Below are 13,529 nucleotides of genomic sequence, written 5' to 3'. Positions count from 1 at the left end.
TATCTTCGTGAGAAGTAGTCGTTACTTCTAAGATATAAACAAAAAAGGCAGGAATCTGTTTTCAAGATTCCTGCCTTTTATATAGATTGGAGTATTTCTACTTATTATTCAGCACCCCAGTTTTCTCTGGCAAGACGTTTGTAGCTGTTGTAACGCCATTTAGCATTTTCTTCAGCAGCTTTGAACAATTCTTCAGCTTCAGCAGGATATTGTTTCATTACAGAAGCATAACGAACTTCACCCTTCAAGAAACCTTGGAAGTCTTCCCAATTCGGTTCTTTGCTGTCCAATTGGAACGGATTCTTTCCTTCTTCTTCCAAAGCAGGATTGTAACGCCACAAGTGCCAGTAACCGCACTTAACAGCCTTTTCTTCCTCTTCCTGGCTCTTACCCATACCGGCTTTCAAACCGTGGTTGATACATGGAGCGTAAGCGATGATCAATGATGGTCCCGGATATGCTTCAGCTTCACGGATAGCTTTCAGAGTCTGAGCTTGGTCAGCACCCATAGCGATCTGAGCAACATATACATAACCGTAAGTAGTAGCCATCAGACCGAGGTCTTTCTTACGTACACGCTTACCTGCAGCAGCAAACTTAGCGATAGCACCCACCGGAGTAGCTTTAGAAGACTGACCACCAGTGTTAGAGTAAACCTCAGTATCGAGTACAAGGATGTTAACGTCCTTACCTGAAGCGATTACATGGTCAAGACCACCATAACCGATATCGTAAGAAGCACCGTCACCACCGATGATCCACTGGCTGCGTTTAACAAGATATTGTTGCAGTTCAGCGATTTGCTTGCAGTGGTTGCATTTATCCTTGGCAGCTTCAACCATCGGAATGATCTTTTCAGCCAGTTCCTTAGTCTTTTCTGCATCCAGCATATTGTTGATCCATTCAGCGAATACCTCTTTGTACTCGGCAGGACAGCAGTCAGAAGCGATGGCTTCGTTCATAACTTTCACCAGACGGGCACGCATCTTTTCGTTAGCCAATTCCATACCCAGACCGAATTCGCAGAAGTCTTCGAACAGTGAGTTAGCCCAAGCAGGACCATGACCCTTTTCGTTCGTAGTATACGGAGTAGAAGGTACTGAACCGGAATAGATAGAAGAACATCCTGTAGCGTTAGCAACCATTTCGCGGTCACCGAACAACTGAGAAATCAGTTTCACGTACGGAGTTTCACCACAACCGGAGCAAGCGCCGGAGAACTCAAACAACGGAGTTGCGAACTGAGAGTTCTTCACGTTAGCCTTGATGTCAACCAGATGTTGTTTGCTCTTCACATTTTCAGCGCAGTAAGTCCAGTTTTCAGCTTCAGCCAACTGGCTTTCGAGGTGTTTCATGGTCAATGCCTTGCCACCCTTCTTCGGATTACCCGGACAGATGTCGGCACAGTTACCGCAACCCAGACAGTCGAGAACGTCTACCTGAATACGGAATGTCATACCATCGAATGCTTTACCTACAGCTTTCAGTTGTTCGAACTTAGCACCCTTCTGCTCTTCAGCATCGAGTACGAACGGACGGATAGAAGCGTGAGGACAAACATATGCACACTTGTTACACTGGATACAGTTTTCAGCATTCCATTCGGGAACAAATGCGGCAACACCACGTTTTTCGTATTTAGAAGTACCTTGATGCCAAGTACCGTCTTCGATACCCTTGAATGCAGATACCGGCAGCAAGTCACCGTCTTGTGCATTGATCGGGCGAACTACTTCGTTGATGAATGCAGGATCGTTGTTTTCTGTTTTTGCATCATCCGGCAGGTTAGCCCAAGCTGGATCGACAGTCAGAGTCTTGTATTCACCACCGCGGTCTACAGCAGCGTAGTTCTTGTTAACAACGTCTTCACCCTTCTTGCCGTAAGACTTAACGATGAATTTCTTCATCTGCTCAACAGCTTGATCTACAGGAATAACGCCTGTGATACGGAAGAATGCAGACTGAAGGATTGTATTGGTACGGTTACCCAAACCGATTTCCATTGCAATCTGAGTTGCATTGATATAGTATACAGAGATATTGTTCTGTGCAAAGTACTTCTTCACCTTGTTAGGCAGGTTCTTAGCCAGTTCTTCACCTTCCCAGATTGTGTTCAGCAAGAAAGAACCGTTTTTACGCAAACCGCGTGTTACGTCGTACATGTGCAGGTAAGCCTGAACGTGACAAGCAACGAAGTTCGGCGTATTTACCAAGTAAGTAGAGCGGATCGGAGTATCACCGAAACGCAGGTGAGAACAAGTGAAACCACCTGACTTCTTAGAGTCGTAAGAGAAGTAAGCCTGACAGTGTTTGTCGGTGTTGTCACCGATAATCTTAACAGAGTTCTTGTTGGCACCTACCGTACCGTCAGCACCCAGACCGTAGAATTTAGCTTCGAACATACCTTCGCCGCCCAGAGCGATTTCTTCTTTTTGAGGAAGGGAAGTGAACGTAACGTCGTCTACGATACCGATAGTGAAATGGTTCTTCGGCATTGGCATAGCCAAGTTTTCGAATACAGAGATGATCTGTGCCGGAGTTGTATCTTTTGAACCCAGACCGTAGCGACCGCCAACGATAACAGGAGCATTTTCTGCGCCATAGAAGCAGTCTTTAACGTCAAGGTAAAGAGGTTCACCGTTAGCACCCGGTTCTTTGGTACGGTCAAGCACTGCGATGCTCTTTGCAGTCTTGGGTACAGCAGCCAGGAAGTGTTTAGCAGAGAACGGACGATACAAGTGTACGGCAACCATACCTACTTTTTCGCCGTTTGCTACCAAGTGGTCGATAGCTTCGCGGGCAGCTTCAGTTACAGAACCCATTGCGATAATTACGCGTTCTGCATCTTCTGCGCCGTAATAGTCGAACAAACCGTATTTGCGGCCTGTGATCTTGGAAATTTCGTTCATGTATTCTTCTACGATAGCAGGAACTGCTTCATAGTAGTTATTGCATGATTCACGATGTTGGAAGAAGTGGTCGGGGTTTTCAGCCATACCACGGGCAACCGGCTTCATCGGATTCAGTGCACGGGCACGGAATTCAGCCAAAGCTTCCTGGTCGATCAGCGGAGCGAGATCGTCGTTTTCCAACATTTCGATCTTCTGGATTTCGTGAGAAGTACGGAAGCCATCGAAGAAGTTCATGAACGGAACGCGTGATTTGATAGTAGCCAGATGAGCAACACCTGCCAAATCCATAACTTCCTGTACAGAACCTTCTGCCAACATGGCGAAGCCGGTTTGACGAGCTGACATTACGTCCTGATGGTCACCGAAGATACACAATGCGTGAGAAGCCAGTGTACGGGCAGATACATGGAATACGCAAGGCAAGAATTCACCGGCAATTTTGTACATGTTAGGGATCATCAAAAGAAGACCCTGAGAAGCAGTGTAAGTAGTAGTCAGCGCACCAGCCTGAAGAGAACCGTGAACTGCACCGGCAGCACCACCTTCAGATTGCATTTCCTGTACCAATACTGTTTCGCCGAAGATGTTCTTACGTCCTGCGGCAGCCCATTCGTCTACGTACTCAGCCATAGTCGAAGAAGGAGTGATGGGGTAGATAGCTGCTACTTCAGAGAACATATACGAGATATGTGCTGCAGCTTGGTTACCATCACATGTGATGAATTTCTTCTGTTTAGTCATAACTAAATTAAATATTTAAGTAAATAAATCATTTCAAAAAAGGTATGGAAAGCGGGTATTTCCACAGCTTTCCGTCCAGCCCTTTGACGCCTCCGATAATTGGAAACACAAAGTATAAGATGAATAAAAGGACGAAAGGCAATGTTCCTATGTTGAACAAAGAACCGCTTAACAATGATAATGGAGAGGCTATCGCCCCGATGATTCCACCGATAAACTGTCCTGCAAATATAAGTCCTATTATTAATGTATAAATACTCCAACTGATTAACCAGTTGAATATATATTTTCCTTGTGTACTGACAGCTTCCGATTTATCTTTTCCGACTATCCACGCGATAATGGAAATAATCCATCCCCATGTCGGTATCAGAAGTACAAAATTCATTATTCCCATATAGCTGTTTTCAGAAAGACCCAATATTCCTTTGGGAGTTTCTTTATTCAGTATTTTCTGTTTTTCTTGTTCAAACTCTTCATCTGTCAGTGCACCTGATATGCGCAATTTGTTCAATTCATCTAACTTCCTGTAATCCATAATCGTGTTTTTTTAGTATAAGAATCCAAACATCCAGAGAGGTATTTGGTTGCCGCGGCCTATTTCGGCCTTTTGCAACGCATACGTCACGTCCGGGTTATTCTTTATTTTTGCACCTTCCGCGCAAATTTTGAACGGCATCACTTCGTCTACCATAAAAGAGACGTTTTTATCTCCTTTATGTACTTTATGGTCTTTCCATAATGTGTTAACGAAGAAAGTGTCGAGTACATCCTGTTCTTCCACTTTCACCGGATAAATGGAGTACATCAGGTTCGAGTTGTGCATCATAATCTTTGACGGCTTTTTAGGGAATTCTTCTCCCTTCGGGTAAACCAGATTAATGAGACGCGCGTCTGCCAGATACTTGATATAGTTCATTATCGTAGCGCGGGATGTCTGTATATCACTTGCCAGTTGGCTCACGTTAGGAGCTTTCGGGCCGTCCACAGCCAACAAATATAGTAATTTTTTTATCTTTGAAAGATATTTCAGCTCAATTTGTTTGATCAGCAGGATGTCTACTTCTACCATCATGTTCATTGTTTTCAGCAGATTCTCCGAGAAATTGCGTTTTTCAAGGAAGAAAGGATAGAAGCCATGATGCAGGTAATCCTGAAAATAGTCCAGCGGACGCACTTTGGAAAGTACTCCTTTGGCTATCTGTTCGTGTGTGCTGAGGATTTCTTCGAGGCTATACGCCCGGAATTTCATTCCTGTCTGTAAGTTCAGAAACTCGCGGAATGAAAAACCACGCAGGTTATAACTTTTTGCGATGTCGCGCAATTCAAGATTTTCTTCTTTCAGCCTCATAACGGAAGAACCGGTGAAGACAATCTTCAGGCTGGGGAAACGGTCATAGCACATTCGTAACTCTCTGCTCCATTCCGGGTGCTTGAACACTTGGTCGATCAGCAGCACTTTTCCGCCACGTTTCTGAAACTCGTTGGCGAAGTCAACGAGGCTGTGTCCGGAGAAATAGAAGTTGTTCATGTTAATGAACAGGCAGGAACGGTCCGTTCCGAATTTCTCTTTGGCGTACTGTAGGAGGAAAGTGGTTTTTCCTACGCCACGTGTCCCTTTGATACCAATCAGGCGGTCGCTCCAGTCGATCTCATCCATAAGATCACGGCGAACGGGGGCATTGGTGTGCTCAACGAGGTAGGCGTGTGTGCGATAGAATGATTCCATTTCTTTTCTTTGTTTTTCGGCTGGCAAATATAGTGCTTTTTTTAGGATTTGCAAAGTAGAGATAGCAAAAATGTGCTTTAATTTATAAGTTTCTCTTTATTGTGTAAGTTCCTGATTATTTCCTGTATATATTTGCAGAATAATGTGTTGAATCCATCTTTGACATGACGAAAAGACCTGTTTATATATTCAATCCGGAGCATGATATGGCGTTGGCAAGCGGTGAGACGAACTATATGGCGCCGGCTTCCGCCCGCCAGATGGCGAGTGATCTGGCGTTGCTTCCTATGTGGTATGCCGATGCGGGAAGTGCGGTGTTGGCACCGTCTGCTTATAATGCGGACTTCCTGAAAACAAAGAGTGAACTATTGAGCATGGATGTGGCATTGTTGACAGAACCGGAAGTGGCTGACGGGAAGGACCGGAAGTTCTCTCCGTGGGGTTGGGACCCTGCTTTGCGGAAGCGTTTGATGACATTGGGAGCAGATCAGGCGGAGCTACCTTCTGCGGATTATATGAATATTCTGAGAGAACACTCACATCGTCTGCAGGCGGTAAAGTTGTTGCCGGGGTTGCGGTTGAATGAATACTTCTGTGGAGAATCTTTTTATTTGAATACTTTGGCGGAGTGCAGTGCGTTCGTCGAAGGTCGGGAAGTGTGTTTGTTAAAAGCTCCGCTTTCCGGAAGCGGGAAAGGATTGAATTGGTGTAAAGGCATATTTACAACTTTTATTTCCGGTTGGTGTGCCCGTGTCGCTGCTTCTCAGGGTGGGGTGGTAGGCGAACCTATATATAACAAGGTGGAAGATTTCGCTATGGAGTTTTATGCCGATGGGAGAGGACGGGTTGTTTTTGCCGGATATTCGGTCTTCCACACGGGTGGGAGTGGGATGTATGCGGGAAATGACTTGCTGTCTGACGAGAAGATTCTGCAGAAACTATCGGCTTATGTGCCACAAGAAGAATTTATCAGGCTGCGGACTCGTCTGGAAGAAGAATTATCAGCTTTGTTCGGTGGCTTTTATCATGGATACTTGGGAGTGGATATGATGATTTGTCATTTTCCGGGTGAAGCGCCTGTTTACCGGATTCATCCTTGTGTCGAAATTAATCTGCGAATGAATATGGGGGTGGTGGCACGGTTCTTGACGGATCGTTATTTGGCTGCGGATGCGGAAGGAGTCTTTCGGATTGATTATTATCCTTTAGCCGGTCAGGCTTTGGAGGAACATCGGCAGATGTCGGCTTCGTTCCCTTTGTCCGTAGAGAATAATCGGGTGTGTGCCGGGTATTTGCCGTTAGTGCCGGTGACGTCTCAAAGCCGGTATTGTGCGTTTCTTTATTGTAAATGATCTGTTTTTGGTTCATCTAATCCTATAGAATGTATATTCAAGCTAGCCGGTTGCCCATCGTGTATCGTTTCAGCACTGATAGTGAGAAAGGTGGATTTGCTTGCATTAAAGCAGTGAATTGTAGCCTCTCCGTTTTCATCTGTTTCTATATTTGGATTCCAGTAGAGGGTGCGTCGTCTGTCATTTGAGGGAAGTGGCTGGCTGGGTAAATATTGGGGGGAATAAAATTCTAGCGGATGTGTGTACCCTTTTATGGTGGTGTAGCGTATACCTCGTGTATAGTCATACCTTAGATGTGGATTCCAACCATCTTTGGTGATGATGTTGCAGATAACTCCCCAACGACCATATTCACTGTGTGGTTGCTCTGTCCAATCCCGATCATTATATTTGTAATTGTCAAGCATGTGGCTATATCCCGTTTCAAAATTCTTGTCTTGCAACATGTTGTGTACACCGACTCCTTTGCAAAAGATGATGTATTTTACGGCGTTGATACTTTCATCTTTCCATGTGATGTCGTGTTTGCCGTTCACAAATTCCTCTATGCCTCCATATTTCTTGATAATACCGGAATTGATATCTTTTAAAAAGTCACTTATGGTAATGTAATCTTTTCCCTTATCCCGTTCTTCTTCGAGCAGTTGCTCTACATCGTAGAAGGCAAACACACTCTGTTCAAAGCGGATTGTGTTAAGGTCTTGTTGACGTTTTTTGGCTTTAATGGTCACTTCGCTGATCCAATGACTGTCTGATCCGAATACAGAATCTTGGTAGACAGAGTCATTAAATCTTGCCAGCCACTCCAGTTTGTTTGAGTTGTTCCATAACGGATTCAGTTCGTTGTAGGTTAAAATCCTCAAGCTTGGCTGGAAATTGCGGAAAAGCTTGACAAGGCACATACGGTTTCGAGGCTTTCCCGGTTTATGTGTCTGGAAAATAGCTTCCATCGTTTCTTCGAAAGGCATTACGGGGAGGTTAAAATAACCTGTTGAATCGGTATAAGTGATTCCCGCTGCAAACAAACTATCTGTACGTGTCAGAATGCTGACTTCCATATCTGGCTGAGCTTTTTTCAATATGATAGAGAGTACTTGGCCATGCAGAGTTAATTCCTTCTCCGGTTGATAGCGTGGCGTAAATTCTTTAATGCCCATTGCTGTGGGCATGTCATATTTTCGCCAGCCGTGTATGAGTAGCAATAAGTCAAGTTTTCTGAGCCGTTGGGGTGAAGTGTCTGCAAAGTAATAGCCGGGCTGGTGGATATACCCTTTCAAATCTGATGTGAGCAGTAGATCTGTGAAGAGGGTGTTGTCATATTCCATATAATCGGAAGCTTCCCAGTCACGGATAGCGACTGATATTTTTCCTTTTACGGGATTTCCCGTTGAGTCTTTCAGTGAGAGATGGCAAGCGATGGGAGCGTAGGGAGTGTACAAAATAGTATTACTGCGAACTTTCAGTTGTAATGGATTCTTTTGAGGCATTACATAGCAGAATCGTTCGCATAATGTTTCGCACCGACTGTTGATGAGCGAAACTTGCATAATTCCCGTTGGAAGTGTTTCTGTCGGTAGCAGAAAACGGTTGGTATTCTTATTTTCCCATTTTACTATGTGATAAGTAATTGGGCGACCTTGGTGGCTGAAGAACACGGCAACTGTATCTTCCCTGCTTGTTTGTTCGTTGCGCATGACGCATATTTCGTATTGATTGCCCCGCTTTTCTACACGGAGAACATATCCTGCCGGCAGTGCTTTCGGTAGTTTGAAACTATATTTTTTATCATTCCAAATGACGTGTGCGGTGGAAGGCTCGGCTGCAGGCGTATACATAAAATAGCCCATGCCTTCGTGAAGTGTTTCGAAAGAGGTGACATTCGTGTTTTGCTGAATTTCTCCAGACAGGCAGACATTGATTGTATCTTTGCTTTCTGCTTTGAAAGCCACTACAGACGTGATCCCCTGTACTAATTGTCCCCCTTCAGGAAAAAAATGGAGAGAAAGTTTATTCTTTTTCTCTCTGGGACGTAGCCGGAAAGAAGGGTCCCAGTTGTACATGGCTATGCTTCGGTCTTTTTGGTGATTATCGCTGAGCCAGCGATAGATGGGGAAAGTTCGTGAGAAATATTGTGTTTCGTTAAAGGCAAGCATCCACTTGGTATATGCCCGCACTTCGTAGTATCCTGACAGCACGTATTCTGTTAGTGGAATTTGTCCGTATCCTTCTCCATTCTCCAGTTTTATGATTTGCTTATTTGTAGTGTATCCCATCTGGTCTATTAATTCTACGTAAAGTGGGGTGCTGATGGTACTTGGCTGGTTGTTCTCTGCCGTCACTACATACGCTTTAAACCAAATGGTGTCGCCTGCATAATAGCTTGTGTTGTCAAAATGCAGGTGTACTTTCTCGCGAGGGTAGGCGTCGGCAAAGGTTTGCGCATGGTTGAAGTAATGCGCAAATAGGCTGTCGATTCCTGCTGCTTTTGTAGCGAACGGATGCATGGTCAGGTAGCCTAGGAGAAAGAGAATAAAGTGGATGTGGCTCATATATATTCTTAATTGTATACAGTTACATCAATGTTGATAATTTTTATAGATGTAAATTTTGTAGCATCTTCTTGTATGTAAAAACTTTCGGATGCTGAGCGGAGCTACAATTGTTAATGTTATTATTTTGTATATTAAGTTTCTTTTGTTTCAGTAGCATACCTCAAATGTAAGTAATATAAATGATTTAGAGGTATCTTTTACTGCCAATTTTAAAGTTTGTCACAGTTCCTTACTCTTTTAGGCAGAGAGATTTACAATTATACTTCTTTTGACATGATTCTGTTCTATTTTGCTCGTTTTTGTTTATTGTTTTAGCTTACTGATTAATAGCCATAACTTCTCTAGCCATCCGTTTTCTCTCTCAGTGAATTTAATATGAGTTTTGCTCTCATGCTCTAACTGTTCGTCTGTATCCCTTTATTCATCGATGTTTTAGCAGTTAGAGATCCAATGGTAGCAGAGTGAGAGCAAGTCCTTGCTCTCACTCTGCATCTTCCCGATAAACAAGACTTTTATGTTGTTAAGTATTGATTTATAGGATGTTAATATCTGATTTCTCAACTGTTAACGTTTGATTTCTCAGACATTAATAATTGAGAAATCAAGTATTAAGGACTGAGAATTTATGTATTATTGACTGATATATGATTTAATGTTTTCTGAGAGAGCAGAATTGTTGAAGTAGCTGATGCGTTCAATGTGATTGGAACATACGGTTAAGTCAATCAAATCAACAGTAGTTTCAGATAGTTTCGAGCGTTTGGAACTAAAGTTTCAAGCGTATGAAACTCTAGTTTCTCACTGATGGAACTGCAGTTTCACGCTGATGGAACTCTAGTTTCAAGCAATGGGAACTCTTTGAAGATACTGCTAAATTGGAATTGGTGAATATCGGAAAAGTCGCATTGTGGTAATTGCTGTCTGAAATTCCTACTAATCTCCATATACGGGTGCACTTTCATTTCCGCAACGGTCGATTGCTGTTACTGCAAAATACTTTTTAGCATTCCAAGGCTGGATGGGTGCATAAATATAACTTGTTTCACGAATACTTTGTGCGACAATATTTTCCGCTTTCTTTGTATCTACCGGATATTCATTGGAAGCATAAATCACGTACATCGGTTTATTCCGTTGATCATTATCCGTCGCTGCCTGCCAGTTCAGTTCGGTATATCCGTTGTCGATGGACGTAACTTTGAGTGTTGAGGGGGCAGATGGCGGAACGTTGTCCAGCCATGTCATCGGAGGCTGTAATGCCGGGTAGGCATAGAAATTCTCGATCAATTCGTCATAAATTCCCTGTGTGTTGTCCATCAGATACTTGACACGGTAATGCCCTTCCCCTGCCATTTTCTGATTGCGTATGAAGTTAATCTGACGATCCACTTCATCGCGTGTCCATTTTCCTTCATCGGGATGGAGGAAATAGATGCCGAGTCCCGGGATAACCTGTCGTCCGTTGCTCTGTTCCTGCCAGTCGAGCGCAAAAGGATAGAAACTGTTTCCCTGAAAATACATCATAGGATATATCTGATCCTGAATGCCTTCGCCGAGCCACCCTTGCGGATCTTGATAAACCGTATAAAACGCGTTCCAACCACGGGAAGAATAGCGGGAAGTATCCCTGTATTTGCCTACGGGACAAGTACTTACCTTTACCCATGGCTTCATGGCTTTTACACCTTTATATATGTACCGGACGATTTCGGAAATATTGTCCCGGCGCCATTGATCCAAAGTACGTCCTTTGCCGTAACGGCGAAAATCGTATTTGTCGGGGAATAAAGGCGCATTCTCCGGATAGCGCAGGTAGTCGAAATGTACTCCGTCTATATCATAACGGTCTACCACTTCCCGAACGAGTCTCATGAGATATTCTTTCGTAGCCGGATGTCCCGGATTAAGAAAATATTCGTTTTTATAAGGCACACAGATATCTTTCACCCGCTTGGTGACAGATTGACTACCGAGAGAAGCGACATGTTTTTTATTGCCTAACGGAATCGTCACCATCCATGCATGACACTCCATTCCCCGCTTGTGGCATTCCTCAATTGCAAAAGCCAACGGATCGTATCCCGGATTACCTCCGACCTTTCCGGTCAGAATCGAATTGAACGGTTCGATAGAAGAAGGATACAACACATCCCCCCGCGTGCGTGTCTGAAACAGAACGGTATTGAAATTGGCAGCTTTCAATTTGTCGAGGATATCCACCAGTTCTTCCTTCTGCTTACGAATGGTCTGAGGGGTAGTAGCACGTGTGCGAGGCCAGTCCAGCCCATATACAGCTGTGATCCATGCTGCACGAACCTCGTACTTGGGCTGCGCTTTTACCGGAAGGATAAGAAGTAAAAGTGAAAGAATGAGAATCGTTCGGCACATATTCTTTGTTTTTTGTTTTAAACCTTGCAAAGCTAGCAAAAATGTCTGTAAATTGATTATTCCTCTTTTATTTAATACTCTTTAGAAGAAATTTACCGGTTCTGTATTAGTGGTATCTGCATTCTTGGACGTCTTTAAATAAGGTGCGAAAATGAAAATAATATGAATATAACAAGATAATAAAAGAATGAAAAAGCTACTATCTGTGTCGCTCTGTCTTTTGTTTGCAGCAAGTATGGCTGCCCAGACAGGAAAGATTAGAGTTGCCACTGTTGGAAACAGTATCACCGGAGGAACGAATGATTATGGTTATTACGCGATGCCTCTGGCTGAAATGCTCGGTGATGATTACGAAGTCACCAAATTTGGTAAAGGCTCTTCCGGGGTATTTATAAAACTAAGAGAAGACGCGACTACCCCTGAAAATCCTAATGAATATCAATTCGCTTACATTAATTCTGAGCAATGCGCGGCAGCACTGGAGTATAAGCCTAATATTGTCATTATTAAGTTTGGTGCAAACGATGCCAACAAGAAGAACTTCGAAAAATATGGTAAGGAAACATTTAAGGCAGACTATAAAAAACTGATAGCTAAATTCCAAGCCTTGTCTACCAAACCGGATATTTATATTTGTACGCCTCCTCCGATGTATTACGGTGATGGGGGATTTCTTGGTTCATTTGATGACAATGTAGCAAAGAATTATATTCAGCCTGCCGTAAGAGAGATTGCGGAGGAACTTAATCTGGTCTGTGTAGACCTGTATAATCCTTTGAAGGGACATCCGGAATTTATGCCGGGCGGCAACGATTGGGTGCATCCCGATCATAGAGGACATTATATTATAGCGAAGGAAGTGTATAAAGCGATAACGGGTGAATTCGTTATGAACCCCGGTGGGATAACGGTGGCTGCTTCGGATATTTCTCTTTCGGGTTCGAAGGCGAAGATAAAGAATGGTGCTATTGAAAAAGCGAAGAATGGTACGAGATTGTCATTCGATGTACATTTCGGCTCGCTGCCTACGTATGAGAAAGTAGAGGCTGAAGTGCAATTGAATAAAACTAAGTCGGGATACTTGGACTTCTATCTGGATACCGAAACGATTCCTTTTGCTTCAATTGATGTTTCGGGTGCCGACTCTAAGAACTTCACTACGCAGTCCGCTCTTTTCGACCGTCGGATAAAAGGCAAACATAAAGTGACTGTACAATGGAGAGGACAGGATGCCAAACTGAAATCGGTAACTATCAAGGAAAAATACATGCCTTATGTAACCGATAATGTATCTCAGGTCTATTTGGTCAATAAAGCGACCGGTATGGTACTGGATTGTAATCCGGATTCGAAAGTGATTTCTGCCGCAAAATATGATTCGGAGAAGAAGTCACAGTTGTTTTGCATCGAAAATTTGACGTATCATATCCTCCGTGTCAGAAATATAGCGACCAACCTTCATGTAATGAATAATGGAGATAAAGTGATTGTGGGCAAGCCCGGAGACGACTGGAGAGTGCATGATCCTAAATATGCATTGTTCCTGACCCCTACGGATGATGAAGGTTATTATTCATTGGAACTGTCCCCTGAAGCAAGAATAGGTTTGTCTTCTGCCAACAGCACGGAGGTGGTAGGCAATAAAGGCGGCCAGATTAAAGACTTGGATAAATGGAAAATCGTAACTGTTGATGAGATGAAGGAACCGTAATTCAGTCTTTCCTTATTTGTAATAACGTCTAATAGCAGGATCATTTGCTTTATCAGCAGATGAAAATCCTGCTATTTTTTGTTTTAAATACCTGTAAAGTTAGCAAAAGTGTCGGTATTGTTGTGTTGTTTCGTGGGATTATGC

Annotated in this window: 7 protein-coding genes; 2 read left to right on the top strand and 5 right to left on the bottom strand. The window is 43.5% G+C overall.

Translation table 11 applies throughout. From position 1 onward, the window contains the following. Positions 1 to 104 precede the first annotated feature (104 nt). The 3 genes from nifJ to K6V30_RS22300 are packed head-to-tail and all read right to left on the bottom strand — an operon-like array spanning position 105 to position 5,382. Positions 105 to 3,653, bottom strand: coding sequence for a pyruvate:ferredoxin (flavodoxin) oxidoreductase (gene nifJ / locus K6V30_RS22310; RefSeq protein WP_055270217.1), 3,549 nt, complete (start codon positions 3,651 to 3,653; stop codon positions 105 to 107). Between the two features lie 28 nt (positions 3,654 to 3,681). Further along, positions 3,682 to 4,191: a magnetosome magnetite crystal formation protein family gene (locus tag K6V30_RS22305; protein WP_010538970.1), complete on the bottom strand. Its 510-nt coding sequence runs from the start codon at positions 4,189 to 4,191 to the stop codon at positions 3,682 to 3,684. A gap of 12 nt (positions 4,192 to 4,203) precedes the next feature. Then, positions 4,204 to 5,382, bottom strand: coding sequence for an ATP-binding protein (locus K6V30_RS22300; RefSeq protein ID WP_010538969.1), 1,179 nt, complete (start codon positions 5,380 to 5,382; stop codon positions 4,204 to 4,206). Positions 5,383 to 5,546: 164 nt separating this feature from the next. On the opposite strand from K6V30_RS22300, the gene K6V30_RS22295 reads away from it, so the two are divergent. Beyond that, positions 5,547 to 6,734, top strand: coding sequence for a hypothetical protein (locus K6V30_RS22295; RefSeq protein WP_055270215.1), 1,188 nt, complete (start codon positions 5,547 to 5,549; stop codon positions 6,732 to 6,734). On the opposite strand, the gene K6V30_RS22290 is transcribed toward K6V30_RS22295, so the two are convergent. Both K6V30_RS22290 and K6V30_RS22285 read right to left on the bottom strand, forming a co-directional pair. Then, entirely contained in the window at positions 6,722 to 9,283 is a 2,562-nt protein-coding gene (locus tag K6V30_RS22290) for a hypothetical protein (protein ID WP_055270213.1), read from the bottom strand. The genes K6V30_RS22295 and K6V30_RS22290 overlap by 13 nt on opposite strands. A gap of 936 nt (positions 9,284 to 10,219) precedes the next feature. Continuing rightward, a complete protein-coding gene (locus tag K6V30_RS22285) occupies positions 10,220 to 11,674 on the bottom strand; it encodes a glycoside hydrolase family 10-like protein (RefSeq protein WP_010538966.1) in 1,455 nt (484 codons plus the stop codon). Positions 11,675 to 11,861: 187 nt separating this feature from the next. Between K6V30_RS22285 and K6V30_RS22280 the strand changes: the two genes are divergently transcribed. Then, complete coding sequence (locus tag K6V30_RS22280; RefSeq protein WP_022301136.1) at positions 11,862 to 13,385, top strand: GDSL-type esterase/lipase family protein; 1,524 nt, start codon at positions 11,862 to 11,864, stop codon at positions 13,383 to 13,385. Positions 13,386 to 13,529 lie beyond the last annotated feature (144 nt).

The sequence above is a fragment of the Bacteroides faecis genome (assembly GCF_020091505.1).
In the GTDB taxonomy this organism is placed as follows: domain Bacteria; phylum Bacteroidota; class Bacteroidia; order Bacteroidales; family Bacteroidaceae; genus Bacteroides; species Bacteroides faecis.
The sequence above is the reverse complement of the archived record's forward strand: the minus strand, read 5'-3'. Positions and strand labels throughout refer to the sequence as shown.